The organism is Pseudomonas sp. R3.Fl (assembly GCF_023516765.1).
GTDB lineage: Bacteria > Pseudomonadota > Gammaproteobacteria > Pseudomonadales > Pseudomonadaceae > Pseudomonas > Pseudomonas citronellolis.
In genome coordinates this window covers 780,515-796,657 of record NZ_JAMGSO010000001.1, presented here as the reverse complement: position 1 = coordinate 796,657, position 16,143 = coordinate 780,515, and the positions used below count along the sequence as shown (strand labels likewise).

14 protein-coding genes are annotated in these 16,143 nt (G+C 70.2%); 8 read left to right on the top strand and 6 right to left on the bottom strand.

The genetic code is table 11. The features are described from left to right. Positions 1-3: 3 nt before the first annotated feature. On the bottom strand, positions 4-1,626 hold the full coding sequence (locus M8R19_RS03300) for a DUF1302 domain-containing protein (protein WP_249917008.1): 1,623 nt from the start codon (positions 1,624-1,626) through the stop codon (positions 4-6). A 242-nt stretch (positions 1,627-1,868) separates the two neighbouring features. Between M8R19_RS03300 and M8R19_RS03295 the strand changes: the two genes are divergently transcribed. Both M8R19_RS03295 and M8R19_RS03290 read left to right on the top strand, forming a co-directional pair. Further along, a complete protein-coding gene (locus tag M8R19_RS03295; protein WP_249917007.1) occupies positions 1,869-3,626 on the top strand; it encodes an FAD-dependent oxidoreductase in 1,758 nt (585 codons plus the stop codon). After that, positions 3,619-4,497, top strand: coding sequence for an SDR family NAD(P)-dependent oxidoreductase (locus M8R19_RS03290; protein WP_249917006.1), 879 nt, complete (start codon positions 3,619-3,621; stop codon positions 4,495-4,497). Before M8R19_RS03295 ends, M8R19_RS03290 begins: the two co-directional genes overlap by 8 nt. A gap of 319 nt (positions 4,498-4,816) precedes the next feature. Here M8R19_RS03290 and M8R19_RS03285 read toward each other — a convergent pair whose 3' ends face one another. From M8R19_RS03285 to M8R19_RS03275, 3 genes are all read right to left on the bottom strand, one after another. Next, positions 4,817-5,560 (bottom strand): Mut7-C RNAse domain-containing protein, encoded by a 744-nt coding sequence (locus M8R19_RS03285; RefSeq protein WP_249917005.1) that lies wholly within the window; start codon positions 5,558-5,560, stop codon positions 4,817-4,819. A 78-nt stretch (positions 5,561-5,638) separates the two neighbouring features. Further along, the gene (locus M8R19_RS03280) at positions 5,639-6,772 is read right to left on the bottom strand and encodes an LLM class flavin-dependent oxidoreductase (RefSeq protein ID WP_249917004.1); all 1,134 of its coding nucleotides are present in this window, start codon (positions 6,770-6,772) and stop codon (positions 5,639-5,641) included. A 194-nt stretch (positions 6,773-6,966) separates the two neighbouring features. After that, the gene (locus tag M8R19_RS03275) at positions 6,967-8,151 is read right to left on the bottom strand and encodes an acyl-CoA dehydrogenase family protein (RefSeq protein WP_074981631.1); all 1,185 of its coding nucleotides are present in this window, start codon (positions 8,149-8,151) and stop codon (positions 6,967-6,969) included. 225 nt (positions 8,152-8,376) lie between these two features. Here M8R19_RS03275 and M8R19_RS03270 point away from each other — a divergent pair, with 225 nt between their 5' ends. The 4 genes from M8R19_RS03270 to M8R19_RS03255 are packed head-to-tail and all read left to right on the top strand — an operon-like array spanning position 8,377 to position 12,408. Continuing rightward, on the top strand, positions 8,377-8,895 hold the full coding sequence (locus tag M8R19_RS03270) for a flavin reductase family protein (RefSeq protein ID WP_074981633.1): 519 nt from the start codon (positions 8,377-8,379) through the stop codon (positions 8,893-8,895). Between the two features lie 5 nt (positions 8,896-8,900). Continuing rightward, positions 8,901-10,562 (top strand): FAD-binding protein, encoded by a 1,662-nt coding sequence (locus M8R19_RS03265; protein ID WP_249917003.1) that lies wholly within the window; start codon positions 8,901-8,903, stop codon positions 10,560-10,562. 12 nt (positions 10,563-10,574) lie between these two features. Next, positions 10,575-11,330: a glucose 1-dehydrogenase gene (locus M8R19_RS03260; protein ID WP_249917002.1), complete on the top strand. Its 756-nt coding sequence runs from the start codon at positions 10,575-10,577 to the stop codon at positions 11,328-11,330. Positions 11,331-11,343: 13 nt separating this feature from the next. Next, entirely contained in the window at positions 11,344-12,408 is a 1,065-nt protein-coding gene (locus M8R19_RS03255; protein ID WP_249917001.1) for a ferredoxin--NADP reductase, read from the top strand. Positions 12,409-12,475: 67 nt separating this feature from the next. Here the strand turns inward: M8R19_RS03255 and M8R19_RS03250 are convergent, their stop codons facing one another. Both M8R19_RS03250 and M8R19_RS03245 read right to left on the bottom strand, forming a co-directional pair. After that, positions 12,476-12,973 carry an RES family NAD+ phosphorylase gene (locus tag M8R19_RS03250; protein WP_249917000.1) on the bottom strand — a complete coding sequence of 166 codons (498 nt, stop codon included), beginning with the start codon at positions 12,971-12,973 and terminating at the stop codon, positions 12,476-12,478. Beyond that, on the bottom strand, positions 12,973-13,434 hold the full coding sequence (locus tag M8R19_RS03245) for an Xre family toxin-antitoxin system antitoxin (RefSeq protein ID WP_074981643.1): 462 nt from the start codon (positions 13,432-13,434) through the stop codon (positions 12,973-12,975). Before M8R19_RS03245 ends, M8R19_RS03250 begins: the two co-directional genes overlap by 1 nt. A gap of 190 nt (positions 13,435-13,624) precedes the next feature. On the opposite strand from M8R19_RS03245, the gene M8R19_RS03240 reads away from it, so the two are divergent. Together M8R19_RS03240 and M8R19_RS03235 are read left to right on the top strand one after the other, a co-directional pair. Further along, complete coding sequence (locus M8R19_RS03240) at positions 13,625-14,371, top strand: SDR family NAD(P)-dependent oxidoreductase (RefSeq protein WP_249916999.1); 747 nt, start codon at positions 13,625-13,627, stop codon at positions 14,369-14,371. A gap of 64 nt (positions 14,372-14,435) precedes the next feature. Beyond that, positions 14,436-16,007 (top strand): FadD3 family acyl-CoA ligase, encoded by a 1,572-nt coding sequence (locus M8R19_RS03235; RefSeq protein ID WP_249916998.1) that lies wholly within the window; start codon positions 14,436-14,438, stop codon positions 16,005-16,007. The last annotated feature ends 136 nt before the right edge of the window (positions 16,008-16,143 follow it).

Here is a 16,143-nt window from a genome sequence, read left to right as displayed (position 1 = left end):
GGGTCAGAAGCTGTATTTCGCGGTGAGCGAAAGGTTGTCGCGGTCCGCCAGCGTGGTTTCGCTCGGGTTGCCGAGGAACATGTTGTAGCGGGCTTCGAGGGTGAAGTTGTTCAGGTAGCGCCAGGTGGTGCCGACGGCGAAGCGGTCGTCGCCTTCGCCCATGCCGAAGCTGCCGGGCATGGACGAGTTGCCGTTGACCGCCTGGCTGAAGACGATCGGCACGCTCAGGTCCCAGCCGTTGAACACGTTGTTGTAGTCCAGCGACACGCTGAGGGTGTAGCCCCAGGCGGAGCGGTCGTAGTAGAGCTTGTCGGTGTTGGGCGTGGTGATCGGCACGATGCCGCCGGCGGTGGGCACGAAGACGTTGAAGCTGGGGGTCTTGTCGTTGTCCACCACGCGGTTGTAGCCGACCTCGCCGGTGAGGGTGGTGTTGTCGGCGAAGGGCAGGGTGCCGTAGGAGTGGATGAACGACACCAGCGCCTGGGCCACCTTGGCGCGCACCGGTTGCGGCGTCAGGCCGGTGTCGACCAGCACCGGCTGGCCGTCGCGGTAGCTGATCTCGCCGCTGACGTTGGTGTCGCCGAGCATGCTGGAGAAGCTGGCGCCGTACAGATGGATGTCGTCGTAGAAGCGCGCGCGGTAGGCGCCGGTGTTCCAGTCGGTGAGGAAGTCCAGCTGCGGGCTGTGGTCGCTGAAGCGCAGGTAGTACAGGCCGAACTCGGTGTTGTTCAGCTGCTCCACCGTGTAGGTCAGGGCCGCGCCGTACTGGCCGCTGTTGCCAGGGGTGTCGTCGCCCAGGCGGCGCTGCTGGCCGGTGGAGTCGTTGAAGCCGCCTTCGTCGATGTAGTCGGTGGTGGAGAAGAAGTGCCCGACCGGGGTCAGCTCGTTGCGCTTCCACTGGTACTGGTAGTACAGCTGCAGGCCGAGGTCGTCGGTCAGGCCGTACTGGGCGAACACCTGGCCCACCGGCAGGAACAGCTCCTTGATCTCGATGCCCGGGGTGTTGGCCTTGGTGGCGTCCACCGGGCTCATCGCCCCGGAGATGCCGAAGCCGTTGAACAGGCTCTCGCCCCAGGCCACTACCTGGTTGCCCACCCGCGCGTTGAGGGTGTGGCCGCTCAGGTTCCAGGTGCCGTAGGCGTAGGTGTCGAGCAGGCGCAGGTCGTCGCCGGCCTGGTCGCGGGTGTCGCCGGAGAACTCGTCGGGCTTGGAGCAGCGGCCGCCGGCGAAGCAGTTGGAGGTGCCGGTGTCGTTGTCGTTGCCGCGGTGGTAGACGTCGTCGTAGAAGCCGGTGGCGCGGACGAACAGGCCGTAGTCGTCACGGAAGCGGAAGTCGGCCTCGGTGAGGAAGCTGGCGCGGTTGTTGATGAGGCTGCCGCGGTCGAAGGCGTTGTCGCCGTCGTCGCCGTTGGCGATGGCCGGGTTGGCGCCGCCGTTGGACAGCGCGTGGGCACGCTTCTCGGTACGCCAGGCCAGGCTGTAGCTGACGGTGGTGTCCCAGTTGACCTTGAGGTCATCGTTGAGCTGGTACGACAGCGCCTGCGCCTGGCCGGCCAGGAACAGGCCGGTGGCGCTGATCGCGAGGGCAAGGGGCAACGGCTGGAAGGCGTTTCTTATTCTTGTCATCTCGTCCTCTGCTCGGGCAGGCACGTCCGGCCAGGCCCGGGAACTGTGTTGGCGGGAGGGTGGCGGGGCTGACTATGTGGTCACCCGGCCGCGCCAACATCGTCCGAAGGGACTAAGCCGGCGGGACGTGGGCGGGCCGCTCTGGCGCTAGTCCCATCGGACGATGACCGGCCCCGCGGGCTGCGCGAAGAATCGGCGCTCGAGCGTGGGCGTGGCCCACGCCAGCTCCCGGAGAAAAGCGCATGAACGCAAGGGCGAGCGGCCAGCGGAGCCGCGAGTGGGACCATGAATGCGACGTCCTGGTGGTGGGCAGCGGCGCCGGCGGCATGACCGCCGCGCTGCGTGCCCGCGACCTGGGCCTGGACGTGTTGCTGGTGGAAAAGAGCGACCGCTACGGCGGCACTTCGGCGGTGTCCGGCGGCGGTATCTGGATACCCTGCAACCACCGCATCGCCGCCCTTGGCGGCCAGGATTCGGCGCAGGAAGCGGTGCGCTACATCCGCACGGTCAGCCAGAACGCAGTGGACGACGGCCGCGTCGAGGCCTACGTCGAGCACGGCCGGCGCATGGTCGAATACCTGGAGGCCAACAGCCGGGTGCGCTTCGAGGCGCAACCGGAATACGCCGACTACTACCCCGAGGTGGCCGGCGGCAAGCCGGGCTTCCGCTCCATGGACCCGCTGCCGTTCGACGCCCGCGAGCTGGGCGATGAATTCGTCCGCCTGCGCGCGCCCTCGCCGGGCACCCTGATGATGGGGCGCATTGGCATGACCATGAAGGAAGCGCGGGTGCTGCTGTGCCGCGGCCCCGGCTGGGTCGGCCTGACCCTGCGCATCCTCTGGCGCTACTGGCGCGACCTGGGCGGGCGCCTGCGTTCGCCGCGCGACCGCTTCCTCACCCTGGGCAACGCCCTGGTCGCCGCGCTGCGCCGTTCGCTGCTCGACCGCCGGGTACCGCTGTGGCTGGACACCTCGCTGCAGGCGCTGGTGGAGGAGGGCGGCCGGGTGATCGGCGTCGAACTGCAGCGCGACGGCCGCACCCTGCGCGTCCACGCAAGGCAGGGCGTGGTGATCGCCGCCGGCGGCTTCGAGCGCAACCAGGCGATGCGCAGCCAGTACCACCCACAACCGTCGCAGGCGCAATGGAGCGCCACCCCGCCGTACAACAGCGGCGACGGCATCCGCGCCGGCCAGGTGCTGGGCGCGGCCACCGCGCTGATGGAGCACAGTTGGTGGGCGCCGACCACCTGCGTCGAGGGCGAGGAGAAGCAGCGCGCGCTGTTCGTCGAACGCACCCTGCCGGGCTGCGTGCTGGTGGATTCCGCCGGCCAGCGCTTCGTCAATGAGGCCGCGCCCTACACCGACATCGTCTACGCCATGTACGCCCACGACAGCGAGCAGGCGCGCAGCGTGCCCTGCTGGATGGTGTTCGACGCCGAGTTCCGCCGCAAATACCCCTGCGGCGCGTTGCTGCCCGGCTACGCGCAGCCCGACAGCCGCGTGCCGAAACACCTGCGCAGTTACTACCACAAGGCCGACAGCATCGAGCAACTGGCCGCGCTGATCGGCGTCGACGGCGTGGGCCTCGCGCGCACCCTGGAGCATTTCAACCGCTACGCGGTGCTGGGCCAGGACCCGGACTTCCACAAGGGCGAGTCGCTGTTCGACCGCTACTACGGCGATCCCCACGTGCTGCCCAACCCCTGCCTGGCGCCGCTGCTGAAGGCACCGTTCTACGCGGTGAAGGTCGATGCCGGCGACATCGGCACCAAGGGCGGCCTGCTCACCGACGTGTACGCCCGCGTGCTGCGCGAGGACGGCAGCGCCATCGACGGCCTCTACGCCATCGGCAACTCCGCCGCCTCGGTGATGGGCGCGACCTATCCCGGCGCCGGCTCCACCCTCGGCCCGGCGATGACCTTCGGCTTCCTCGCCGCCGAACACATCCAGCAGCGGGCCGGGCAGGCCCGCGCCAGCAAGGAGGCACAGCACAATGCCTGATCAGACTCCCCGCATCGCCCTGGTCACCGGCGCCAGCCGCGGCGTCGGCAAGGGCATCGCCGAGGCCCTCGGCGCCGCCGGCATGACCGTCTACGTCAGCGGCCGCTCGCTGCAGTCCGGCGGCGCCACCCTGCGCGGCCAGGTGATGCACGGCAGCATCCACGAGACCGCCGAAGCCATCGACGCGGCCGGCGGCAAGGGCATCGCCGTGCAGTGCGACCACGCCGACGACGCCCAGGTGCGCGCGCTGTTCCAGCGTATCGAGGCCGAGCAGGGGCGCCTGGACCTGCTGGTGAACAACGTGGCCTTCATCCACGAGCAACTGATCGACCCGGGCCCGTTCTGGGAGAAGCCGCTGGACCTGGTGGACATCCTCGACGTCGGCCTGCGCTCGGCCTACGTCGCCAGCTACCACGCCGCGCCGCTGCTGCTGAAGGCGCCCGGGGCGCTGGTGGCCTTCGTCTCCTCGTTCGGCGCCGGTTGCTACATGCACGGCCCGGCCTACGGCGCGCAGAAGGCCGGGGTGGACAAGCTGGCGGCGGACATGGCCATCGACTTCGAGCACAGCCGGGTGGCGACGGTCTCCCTATGGCTGGGCCCGCAACTGACCGAACGCACCGCCATCGCCGGCCAGGCCCGCGCCGAGCAGTACGAGGCCTTCCTGGCGATGGCCGAGACGCCGCAGTTCAACGGGCGGATCATCCAGGCGTTGCTGGATGATCCTGGGCTGGCGGAGCTGTCCGGGCAGACGCTGGTCAGCGCAGAGTTGGCGTTGCGTTATGGCATCCGCGAGGCCGATGGCCGCCAGCCGCCGTCGTGGCGCGAGCAACTGGGGGCGCCGCGGGTGCAGCATCCGGCCAGGGTGGTTTGAAGGGGATTGGGAGCGAATGGAGTTACCTGGTGGCTGCTGTGTTTTGGGTTGACTCCGTTCCCTCTCCCCAACCCTCTCCCTGAAGGGAGAGGGGGCTGTCCTGAGCGGTCAGGAGGACAGGCACCATCCTGACACCCCGTCATTCCCGCGAACGCGGAAACCGTAGGGCGTACAACCGTTCGCGGTTGTACGCCGTTACACCCATCTCACCGGCTACGCCATGGTCGAGCCTGGGAGAATGCCGGGTCACGCCAAGCCCGGAATCGAGTGGGCCGGCAGCCAAGGTCAAACGGCGTACAACCGCGAACGGTTGTACGCCCTACGATTCCTGCAACAACGGCTCCAGCAGCGCTTGCATGCTGCGCCAGTGCGAGCCTTCCCAGAACACCCGCTGGCATTGGTCGCAGGCCAGGAAGCGGCTATGCCGCTCGGCTACTTTCGCCGGCACCTTCGGCCGCGCCTGCTCGGCCGGCAGCTCGCGCAGGGGATGGTTGCAGCGCAGGCACAGGCTGAACGGCCGCGCGCTGCGCGCCAGGTCCAGCCGTTCGAAGAGTTCGCCCAGTTGCTCCCGCGGCTTGCGCGCGTGCAGGTAGCAGCCGTGGCTGATGATCCGCCGCTTGAGCAGTTCGCGGTCGCGGGTGAGCACGATGCGGCCCTGGTGCGCGCCTATCTCGGCGATTTCGCCGTCGTCGAAGGCGTTGTGGTAGAGGGTGTCGAAGCCGCTCATGCGCAGCAGCGCCGCCAGGCCGCCCAGGTGTGCGTCGGCGACGAAGCGCAGCACCCGCAGCGGCCGGGCGCGCACGCGCAGCAGCGGGCTGATGTCCAGGCGCTCGAACACCGGGTACACCGCCACGCGGTCGCCGTCGAGCAGGGTGCGTTCGAAGCCCACCGACTCGCCGTTGAGCAGCACCAGCTCGACCTCGGTGTGGGGCACGCCCAGGGCCTCGATCATGTGCTTGACCGTGGCCGCCGGCGGGCAGGCGCAGGCGAACTCGCGCCGGCGGCGGTCGGCGGGGAGGAAGTCGTTGAGCTCCTCGTAGAAGCGGAAGGTGGCGTGGGTCATGCCGGAGAGTATGGCAGGCCGCCGGAAGAAGAACGGGCCTCGTCGAGGCCCGTTATCGGTGCGCGATGCCCTTGGCGGTCAGCCGGCCTGCTGCTTGTTGCGGAAGTAGGGGATGACCTTCTCGCCGATGTTCTTCAGCGTTTCCAGCTGCGCCCACTGCGGCACCGTGCCCATCTGGCAGATGAACAGGATCTCGTCAGCGCCGGCGTCGATCAGCCGCTGCACGTAGCCGATGCAGTCGTTGACCGTGCCGTAGGCGTGGTTGGGGTTCATCATCGCCATGCTCGGGTCGGAGAAGTCCACGGTCACTTCCTCGGAGGCGAAGCGCGAGCGGATCACCGCCTGGCCGTTGCCGTCGACGAAGGTGTCGTCCTGCCACTTGGCCGGGTCCGGGCGCTCGCCGCCGGCGTACCAGTAGGCCAGCGATTCCATGAAGTAGCGCTGGCCGCGGATGCCGATGGCGCGGGCCTGCTCGTTGTCGTCCAGGACGATGGCCGGGCACAGCGCGGCGATGTGGCGGTTGGGGCGGAAGCCGACCTGGTTCTTCTCCTCACGGGTGTCCCAGGCCTCGTGGTACACGGCGACCTTCTTGGCGATCTCCTCGGGGCCGCCGAAGCCCAGCACCAGCGCGCCCATGCCGCGGCCGCCGGCGTTCTTCAGCGATTCGGTGTTGGTGCAGGCCAGATACATCGGTGGGTGCGGGTCCTGGTAGGGCTTGGGGTGGATCGGCCGCTTGGGGATCTTCACGAAGTCGCCGTTATGCTCGATCTCGTCCTGCACGAACATCTTCGGGATCAGGTACATGGCCTCGTCGATCTGCGGCTGCAGGGTGGCCAGGTCGTAGCCGAAGGTGCCGGCCTCCTGCTGGGTGCCGCCCTTGCCCACGCCGAAGTGCACGCGGCCATGGGACAGCAGGTCGAGGGTGGCGATGCGCTCGGCGACCTTCACCGGGTGGTTCATCGCCGGCGGCAGGCAGACCACGCCGTGGCCGATGCCGATGCGCTCGGTCTTGCCGGCGACGAAGGCCAGCATGGTCTCCGGGGCGGACATGTGCGAGTAGTTGGTCAGCGCGGTGTGCTCCACGCACCAGAAGGTGTCGAAGCCCAGCTTGTCGGCCAGCACGGCCTGTTCGACGGTCTCGTCGAAGATGCGGCGGTCGCCTTCGCGGGTGCTGTCCAGCGTCTGCGCTTCGTAGATCAGAGAGAATTTCATGGGGTTCGTCCCTTGTCAGTGTGGCGGGCCGACGGGCTCTGCCTGAAGGCCATGGTCGGGGTTCGCCGGCGCCGCGGAATCGCCCGAACGGACTACGCCGAAACGCCGGAATCGGGGACAACGTAGGATGGGTTGAGCGAAGCGATACCCATCGCCGGGGCAGCGGGCTCAACCCCTCCTACGAAGCCGTTTCGTCAGAGGAAGAAGTCCGTGGAGTCCGCGCCCATGCTCACGCCGCCGAGGTTCCAGGCGTATTTCGCCGGGCTGTTGGCGACGTGCGCGCGGCCGGTGTGGATGTCGCGGAAGGCGCGGTTGATCGGGTGCTCGCGGAAGATCGTCGAGGCGCCGCTGTTGAACATCAGCGCGCCGGCCGCGCGGGCGCACTTGTCCGCCACCAGGGCCGAGTCGTAGCGCATCTTCACCCGCTCGGGCATGCTCAGGCCCTGGCCGTCGCGGGCGCGCTGCATCATGGTTTCGAAGTTGCGCAGCAGCACGGTGCGGCATTCGTCGACGCAGACCATGGCATCGGCCAGGGCCTGCTGGGCGCCGGGGTCCTGGCCCATCTTGCGGCCGTCGTTGACGCCGACGCGGGCGCGGTTGTGCTCGATGAAGCAGTCCACCGCGCCCTGCAGCGCGCCGATGGCCGAGGACGACACCGCGCGCACGAAGATCTGCCCGAACGGCAGGCGGAATAGCGGCGCCGTGTTCACCGCGTTGCCCGGGCTGTTCTGCATGAAGCCGTCGAGGGCGCGGTGGGTGCGGTGCTCGGGGACGAAGGCGTCTTCCACCAGCACGTCGTGGGAGCCGGTGGCCTCCAGGCCCATCACGTTCCAGTTGTCCAGCACCTGGTAGTCGCTGCGCGGTACCAGGAAGGTGCGGTAGTCCGGCGCGCCGCCCGGCTCGCTCGGCGGCACCAGGGCGCCGAGGAAGGCCCACTGGCAATGCTGGCTGCCGCTGGAGAAGCCCCAGCGCCCGGACAGGCGGAAGCCGCCCTGCACCGGGGTGACCTTGCCCACCGGCATGTAGGAGGAGGAGATCAGCACGCTGGAGTCGGCGCCCCACACGTCCTGGGCGGCGCGGTCGTCGAACAGCGCCAGCTGCCAGTTGTGGATGGCCACCACGCCCAGCACCCAGGCCGAGGACATGCAGCCCTCGGCGAGAGTCATCTGCACCTCGAAGAAGTCCTTCGGCTCCAGCTCGTAGCCTTCCCAGCGCGCCGGCTGGAGGATGCGGAAGAAGCCGGCGTCGTGGAAGTCGCGCAGCGTCTCCTCGGGCAGGCGGCCCTGGCGGGCGGCGTCGGCGGCGCGTTCGCGCAGCACCGGCACCAGTTCGCGGGCGCGCTGGCGCAGGCGCTGGCGGATCAGTTCCTGGTCGAGCATCTTGTTGTTCTCCTGTGATCGCCCCGCGCGGGGGCTGTGCTCGGTCCCCGGCGCTCGGCGGCAGGGGCCTTCGCGGGCATTTGGCAACGCCCGCGCGGCGCCCGCATCCCACAAACGGACCATATGCCGCGGCGCCGGGCCGCCTAGTCCCCTCGGACGATGTTGGGCCACCGGGGCGGCCACAGAATCCATCGCACAACAACGCCTACAGCGAGGCCCCGTGCGATGAACCAGGACGAACTCAAAGCCGACATGCTCCAGGCCATGCGCCGCCTGGCCAAGTCGGTGACCATCATCACCACCAGCGATGGCCGCGAGCGTTTCGCCATGTCCGCCACCGCGGTGGATTCGCTGTCCACCGAGCCGCCGTCGCTGCTGATCTGCGTGAACAAGACCGCCTCGCTGCACCGCGTGCTGGAGGCCGGCGCCGACTTCTGCGTGAACATCCTCGGCCAGGAGCAGGAGCACCTGTCGCACCTGTGCAGCGGCCCGGTGAAGGGCGAGGGGCGCTTCGCCAGCGGCGACTGGCGCGCCGCCGAATGTGGCGTGCCCTACCTGGCCGACGCCCAGGCCAGCGTGATCTGCGAGCAGGACGGGCGCTTCGCCTACGGCACCCACACGGTGTTCATCGGGCGCATCCGCGAGATCCGCCACAGCCCGCGGATCACCCCGCTGATCTACGTGAACGGCACCTACACCACCGCCGTCGCCGTGCAGGCGCCGAGCGTGGCGGCGGCGGGTTGACCGGCATGGCCGCCACCCAGCCGATCGCCCCGCTGCGCCTGGCCGAGGGCGCGCCGCCGCAGTGGCACGCCGAGACCGACCTGCTGGTGGTCGGTTTCGGCGGCGCCGGCGCCTGCGCCGCCCTGGAAGCGCGCGAGCGCGGCCTGCAGGTGCTGGCGCTGGACCGCTTCACCGGCGGCGGCGCCACCGCCCGCAGCGGCGGGGTGGTCTATGCCGGCGGTGGCACGCCGCAGCAGCGGCAGGCCGGCTATGCCGACGACGCGCAGGCCATGTTCAGCTACCTGCGCGAGGAGGTCGGCGACGTGGTGCAGGCCGAGACCCTGCGCGACTTCTGCCAGCGCAGCGTCGAGCAGCTGGCCTGGCTGGAACGCCAGGGCGCGCGCTACGAGGCCAGCGTGCCGCCGCAAAAGACTTCCTATCCCAGCGACCGCTACTACCTCTATTACTCCGGCAACGAAGCCGTGCCGGCCTACGCCAGCCTGGCCAGGCCGGCGCCGCGTGGCCATCGCACCAAGGGCCGTGGCATGTCCGGCGCCGCGCTGTTCGGCGCCTTGCGCGCGGCGGCACGGGCCAAGGACGTGCAGCTCTATAGCCAGTGCGAAGTACGGCGGCTGGTGCAGGACGCCAGCGGCGCGGTGGTCGGCGTCGAGGCCTGGCGCCTGCCGCCGGGCAGCGCCGCGGCGCGCCGCCATGCCTGGCTGGGGCGCCTGGCCACGGCCATCCACCCCTACGCGCCGCCGCTGGCCGAGCGCCTGACCGCCGCGCTGCGGCGTATCGAACAGCGCCACGCTCAGCCGATCCTGCTGCGCGCGCGCAAGGGCGTGCTGCTCAGCGCCGGCGGCTTCATCTTCAACCGCGCGATGCTCGCCGAGCACGCGCCGCGCTACCTGGCCGGGCTGCCCTTGGGCACGCCGGGCTGCGACGGCAGCGGCATCCGCCTGGGCCTGGGCGTCGGCGCCGCCGCGCAGCATCTGGACAAGGTCAGCGCCTGGCGCTTCATCAACCCGCCGCTGGCCTGGGCCCGCGGGGTGATCGTCAACGCCGAGGGCGAGCGCTACTGCAACGAGGAGGTGTACGGCGCCAAGCTCGGCCACGCCATGGTGGAAGAGCAGGGCGGCCGCGCCATCCTGGTGCTGGACCGCAACCTGCTGCGCGAGTCCGTGCGCCAGGTCGGGCCGGGCAAGGTGTGGTCGTTCCAGCGCCTGCCGGTGCTGCTCAACCTGCTGTTCAACCGCCGCCGCGGCGACACCCCGGAACAGCTGGCCCAGGCCCTGGGCATGCCGCCGGCGAACCTGCGCCGGACCCTGGAGGAATACGGCCGGGCGGCGCGCGGCGAGCACACCGACGCCTTCGGCAAGTCGCCGGCGATGCTCGCCGACCTCGACGACGGGCCCTGGTACGCGCTGGACCTGTCCTTCGACAGCAAGCTGTATCCCTGCCCGGCCATCACCCTCGGCGGGCTGCGCGTGTGCGAGCGCAGCGGCCGCGTGCTGGACGCCGCCGGGCAGCCCATCGCCGGGCTCTACAGCGCCGGGCGCAATGCCGTGGGCATCGCTTCCAACCTCTACGTGTCGGGCCTGTCCATCGCCGACTGCGTGTATTCCGGCCGCCGCGCCGCCGCCCACGCGGCAGCGCAGGCGCACGCCGCCACCCCCGAAACCGCCTGAAGGAAAACAAGCATGAACCGAGTACAAGGCAAGGTCTGCATCGTCACCGGCGCGGCCAGCGGCATCGGCCGCGAGGACGCCCTGCTGCTGGCCGCGGAGGGCGCCCGCGTGGTGCTCAGCGACCTCAACGAGGAGGCCGGCCGCGCGCTGGCCGCCGAGATCGGCGAGCAGGCGCTGTTCATCCGCCACGACATCGCCAGCGAAAGCGACTGGCAGCACGTGGTGAAGACCACCCTGGAGCGCTTCGGCCGCCTCGACGTGCTGGTCAACAACGCCGCCATCCTCGCCCTGGGCAGCATCGAGGACACCAGCCTGGAGCTGTGGCGCAAGGTGCAGACCATCAACGGCGAGGGCTACTTCCTCGGCTGCAAGTACGCCATCGCGGCGATGAAGGAAAGCGGCGGCGGCTCCATCGTCAACATGTCCTCGGTGGCGGCCCTGGGCGGCATGCCGGCCTTCTGCGCCTACTCCGCGTCCAAGGGCGCGGTGGCGGCCATGACCCGCTCCGTCGCCCTGCACTGCAAGCAGCAGGGCTACCGCATCCGCTGCAACAGCGTGCACCCGGACGGCGTCAACACCCCCATGACCCAGGCCCTGGCCGGCGGCCAGCCGATCCCCCAGGAAGTGCTCGACGCCGACCCCATGAACCGCATGTGCGCCCCGCGGGACATCGCCAGCGTGGTGCTGTTCCTCGCCTCGGACGAGTCGCGCTTCATCAACGGCGCCGAGATCCGCGTGGACAACGCCCAGCTGATCAGCGGCATCTGAACGGAGCATGGCGATGGGCAGTGCGCAGACCCTGGCGCCGCAGGCATCGACCGCCGGCGGCAGCTTCCGCCTGGCGGTCGCCGAGGTGATCGAGGAAACCGCCGACGCGCGCTCGCTGGTGCTGCGCGTGCCGGCGGAACTGGCCGGGCGTTTCCACTACCGCGCCGGGCAGTTCCTCGGCTTCCGCGTGCTGGTCGACGGCAAGCGCCTGAGCCGCTGCTATTCCATGTCCAGCACCCCGGGCCTGGACGACGCGCTGCGGGTCACCGTCAAGCGCGTCGCCGGCGGCCGGGTGTCGAACTGGATGAACGACAGCGTGCGCGCCGGCGATGAGCTGGAGGTACTGCCGCCGGCCGGGCACTTCCACCTGGGCAGCGACGAGCGTGACCTGCTGCTGTTCGGCGGTGGCTCGGGCATCACCCCGGTGTTCTCCATCCTGCGCGAGGCGCTGGCCAGCCGCGCCTGCCGCATCCGCCTGGTGTACGCCAACCGCGACGCGGCTTCGGTGATCTTCCGCGACGCCCTGCGCGAGCTGGTGCGCGAATACGGCGAGCGGCTGCAGGTGATCCACGTGCTGGACGAGCTGCAGGGCTTTCTCGCCGCCAGCGACGTGCGCCACCTGCTGCGTGGCTGGGAACACGCCGAATGCTTCATCTGCGGACCGGGGCCGTTCATGGACACGGTGGAAGGCACCCTGCTGCAGGCCGGTATCGAGCCGGGGCGCATCCACGTCGAGCGCTTCGTCTCGCCGCCGGATGCGGACGAGCAGGCGGCCGTGGCACTGCCCGATGGCGGTGCCTGCGTGGAAAGCCTGGTGGTGGCCCTGGACGGCGCCGAGCACCGGGTGCCCTGCGCGCCGGGCGAGACGCTGCTGGAAAGCTGCCGCAAGGCCGGGCTGGCGCCGCCGGCTTCCTGCGAGGAAGGCTACTGCGGCGCCTGCATGTGCAAGGTGGAGCAGGGCGAGGTACTGCTGCCGCGCAACGACGTGCTCAGCGCCGCCGAGCTGGCCGAGGGCTGGACCCTCGCCTGCCAGGGCCGCGCCGGCAGCCGCGAGGTGCGGGTGCGCTTCCCGGATTGAAGAGGTCGTTCTCGAGTGTGGGGCTGTGCCGCCCCGTTGCAGCCCGGCTTTGGCCGGGCTCTTTTTTTCAGGGCGCCGGTGGGTTGAGCCGGGTGTCCAGGGCGAAGGCCTCCTGGCTGACCAGCTCGTAGGCGCCCTTGGCCAGGGCCGGGCTGAGCAGCAGGTTCCAGCCGTGCGGCACCACCGCCGAGGGGATGAGGATGAACGGGTGGGCGGCGAGCAGTTCGTTGCCGAACACCTGCTGGCCGTGGCTGGGAATGCCGGGCACCAGCCAGTTGCGGTTCGGCAGGCTGCCCGGCTCCACGCGCAGCACCCGGGCGGGGTCGTGGATGCGTGCGCAGGTCAGCACGTGGGGCACCCGGTCCAGCGCGGGGAAGCCCTTGTGCACCGCTACCTCGAGAATGGCCGTGGCGGCGTCCGCGCTGGCGTACACGGCGCGCACGCCCTTGGAGTTCCAGCGCCCGCCGGCCAGTTCGGCGCCGATGCCGCTGTCCCAGCCGTCGGCATGTTCGCGCCGGTCCAGGCGCCAGAGGTACAGCTCGCCGGTCCCTGGCAATGGCTGCATCAGTAGACCCCGTAGTCCAGGCGGGTGAGGAAGTCGTCCACCAGTTCGAAGCCGACCTGGGTGGTCAGCAGGTCGACCGGCGCGTGGCCTTCCAGGCCCAGGGCCGGGGCCATCAGCCAGTCCACCGCGGCGCGGCGCGAGCCCAGCACTTCCTCGGCGCGGCTGAGCACCTTGGCCAGGCGCCAGGCGCTGCTGCTCTGCTCGGCGGACAGCGGCTCGGGGTGCTTGAGGCGGCGCTGCAGGGTGCGCTCGGACATGCCGATGAGCTTGATGAAGGCCTGCCGGTCCAGCTCCATGGATTCGGCGAAGGCGATCACCACGTCCGACGGCAGGCCGCGCTCGATCATCTCGTGCACCTCGAACACGCTGCTGGCGTGCGGCCCCTTGTCACCGTAGAGCAGGCGCAGCGGCTGGTCCGGGTCCTGGGGGAGGCGATAGCGGTTGTCGTTGCCGAGGCTCATGGCGCGGGCACTCCTGGTTTTTGCCACGTGGCGGAAAGTTACCGCCATGTGGCAAAAATAGCCAGGGCCCTTCGCCGAACGGTCGCCGCCCCTTGCGCGCCGGCTAGTCCCATCGGACGATCTCCGGCCGCCGGGGCCCGGCTAGACTCCGGCGCACGGCAAACCGACAACAACAAGCAGAGGTGTGCGAATGAATCGACTGCAAGGCAAGGTCGCGGTGATCACCGGCGCGGCATCGGGAATCGGGCTGGCCTGCGCCCGCTGCTTCGCCGAAGAGGGCGCGCAGGTGGTGGGGCTGGACGTGGGCCAGGCGCCGGAGGGTTTCCCCGGGCTGTTCATGGCCCTGGACGTGCGCGACGAAGCCAACGTGCAGCAGGTGATGGGCGAGGTCGTCGCGCGCCACGGCCGCCTCGACGTGCTGGTCAACGCCGCCGGCGTGGCCAGCCAGGGCAGCGTCACCAGCTCGCCCACCAGCGAATGGCAGCGGGTGCTGGACATCAACCTCACCGGCAGCATGCTCACCAGCAAGCACGCCCTGCCGCAGATGGTCGCCCAGCGCGGCGGCTCGATCATCAACATCGGCTCGATCTTCGGCCTGCAGGGCTGCGACGGCAACACCGCCTACAACGTCGCCAAGGGCGGCATCAACCAGCTGACGCGCTCCATGGCTATCGACTACGGCCACGCCAACGTGCGCGTCAACGGCCTCTGCCCGGGGCTGATCGAGACGCCGATGACGCAGATGGTCCGCGAGCAGGAGGCCTTCCACGCCTTCTTCGCCTCGCAGCACATGCTGTGCCGCGCCGGGCAGCCGGAGGAGGTGGCGAAGGTCGCGCTGTTCCTGGCCTCGGACGACGCCTCCTTCGTCAGCGGGCAGATGATCGCTGTCGACGGCGGCTTCTCCGCCGGCCGCCGCTTCGCCCCGCCGCAGGCCTGAGCCTGCCGCCAGCGGGCCGGCGGCGCGCCGGCCCTTTTCCGCTTTCGTTCGCGAGTTGCCCGCCATGATCCCTGTGCTCTGCGCCCCGACCATTCCCCAGCTGTTGGCCGCCGCGGCGGCGGCCCATGGCGACCAGCCGGCCATCGAGGACGGCGCCACCCACCTGAGCTACCGCCAGCTCGACGGCCTGCGCCGCCGCGCCGCGCGGGCGCTGCTGGCGCTGGGCGTCGGCCATGGCGAGCGGGTGGCGCTGTGGGCGCCGAACCTCTGGGAATGGATAGTCGCGGCCACCGCGCTGCAGAGCGTGGGCGCCGTGCTGGTGCCGCTGAACACCCGCATGAAGGGCGCCGAGGCCGGCCTGGTGCTGCGCGAGAGCGGCGCCAGCGCGCTGTTCGTCATTGGTGAATTCCTCGGCACCGACTACCCGGCGCAGCTCGCCGGCGACGTGCTGCCGGCGCTGCGTCACAGGGTGATACTGCGCGGCGAGCGCGACGGCTGCCTGGGCTGGGAAGCCTTCCTGGCCCTGGCCGAACAGGTGAGCGAGGCGCAGCTGGAGGAGCGCGAGGCGGCGTTGACCGCCGAGGACCTGTGCGACCTGCTGTTCACCTCCGGCACCACCGGCAAGCCCAAGGGCGTGATGACCGCCCACGGCCAGAACCTGCGCCTGGTGCGCGACTGGAGCGAGATGGTCGGCCTGCGCCAGGGCGACCGCTACCTGATCGTCAACCCGTTCTTCCACAGCTTCGGCTACAAGGCCGGCTGGCTGGCGGCGCTGATGCGCGGCTGCTGCATCCTGCCGCAGCCGGTGTTCGACGTGCCGCTGTTGTTGCAGCGCATCGAGCGCGAGCGCGTCACCGTGCTGCCCGGTCCGCCGACTCTCTATCAATCGCTGCTGGCCCATCCGCAGCGCGGCGAGCATGACCTGGGCTCCCTGCGCGTGGCCGTCACCGGCGCCGCCTCGGTGCCGGTGGAAATGGTCCGGCGCATGCGCAGCGAGCTGGGCTTCCAGACCATAGTCACCGCCTACGGCCTCACCGAGACCTGCGGCTTCGTCACCATCTGCCGCCCCGGCGACGACGCAGAAACCATCGCCACCACCAGCGGCCGCGCCTTCCCCGAGGTGGAAGTGCGCTGCGTGGATGCCCTCGGCCAATCGGTGCCGGCGGGGCAGCCGGGCGAGGTGGTGGTGCGCGGCTACAACCTGATGCGCGGCTACTTCAACAACCCCGAGGCTACCGCCGAGGCGATAGACGCCGAGGGCTGGCTGCACACGGGCGACGTCGGCGTGCTCGACGAGCGCGGCTACCTGCGCATCACCGACCGCCTCAAGGACATGTTCATCAACGGCGGCTTCAACGTGTACCCGGCGGAGATCGAGCAGGCCATCCTGGCCTACCCGGGCGTGGCCCAGGCGGCGGTGGTCGGCATCCCCGACGAGCGCCTGGGCGAGGTGGCCATGGCCTTCCTGCTGCCGGCCCCGGGCCAGGCGATAGACCTCGACGCCTTCCTCGCCTGGTGCCGCGAGCGCATGGCCAACTACAAGGCGCCCCGCCGCGCGATGGTGCTGGACGCGCTGCCGCTGAATGCCGCAGGGAAGGTGACCAAGGCGGCGTTGCGGGAGATGGCGTTGGGGTAGGTCATTCCCATGTAGGAGCGCGCCCTGCGCGCGAATCGCGGGCAGGGCCCGCTCCTACGGTGGTGCTTCCCTGTAGAAGCAACGTCTTGCCGGCTGCGCCGGGGCGCTTTTCGTAGGATGGGTTGAGCCTTGGCGA

What these genes read in the sequence shown, in the direction of transcription:
- M8R19_RS03260 (WP_249917002.1), top strand. Translation starts at nt 10,575, where the DNA reads ATGAACCGAGTACAAGGCAAGGTCTGCATCGTCACCGGCGCGGCCAGC.
- M8R19_RS03250 (WP_249917000.1), bottom strand. Translation starts at nt 12,973, where the DNA reads ATGCAGCCATTGCCAGGGACCGGCGAGCTGTACCTCTGGCGCCTGGAC.
- M8R19_RS03240 (WP_249916999.1), top strand. Translation starts at nt 13,625, where the DNA reads ATGAATCGACTGCAAGGCAAGGTCGCGGTGATCACCGGCGCGGCATCG.
- M8R19_RS03265 (WP_249917003.1), top strand. Translation starts at nt 8,901, where the DNA reads ATGGCCGCCACCCAGCCGATCGCCCCGCTGCGCCTGGCCGAGGGCGCG.
- M8R19_RS03295 (WP_249917007.1), top strand. Translation starts at nt 1,869, where the DNA reads ATGAACGCAAGGGCGAGCGGCCAGCGGAGCCGCGAGTGGGACCATGAA.
- M8R19_RS03290 (WP_249917006.1), top strand. Translation starts at nt 3,619, where the DNA reads ATGCCTGATCAGACTCCCCGCATCGCCCTGGTCACCGGCGCCAGCCGC.
- M8R19_RS03280 (WP_249917004.1), bottom strand. Translation starts at nt 6,772, where the DNA reads ATGAAATTCTCTCTGATCTACGAAGCGCAGACGCTGGACAGCACCCGC.
- M8R19_RS03235 (WP_249916998.1), top strand. Translation starts at nt 14,436, where the DNA reads ATGATCCCTGTGCTCTGCGCCCCGACCATTCCCCAGCTGTTGGCCGCC.
- M8R19_RS03275 (WP_074981631.1), bottom strand. Translation starts at nt 8,151, where the DNA reads ATGCTCGACCAGGAACTGATCCGCCAGCGCCTGCGCCAGCGCGCCCGC.
- M8R19_RS03245 (WP_074981643.1), bottom strand. Translation starts at nt 13,434, where the DNA reads ATGAGCCTCGGCAACGACAACCGCTATCGCCTCCCCCAGGACCCGGAC.
- M8R19_RS03255 (WP_249917001.1), top strand. Translation starts at nt 11,344, where the DNA reads ATGGGCAGTGCGCAGACCCTGGCGCCGCAGGCATCGACCGCCGGCGGC.
- M8R19_RS03285 (WP_249917005.1), bottom strand. Translation starts at nt 5,560, where the DNA reads ATGACCCACGCCACCTTCCGCTTCTACGAGGAGCTCAACGACTTCCTC.
- M8R19_RS03300 (WP_249917008.1), bottom strand. Translation starts at nt 1,626, where the DNA reads ATGACAAGAATAAGAAACGCCTTCCAGCCGTTGCCCCTTGCCCTCGCG.
- M8R19_RS03270 (WP_074981633.1), top strand. Translation starts at nt 8,377, where the DNA reads ATGAACCAGGACGAACTCAAAGCCGACATGCTCCAGGCCATGCGCCGC.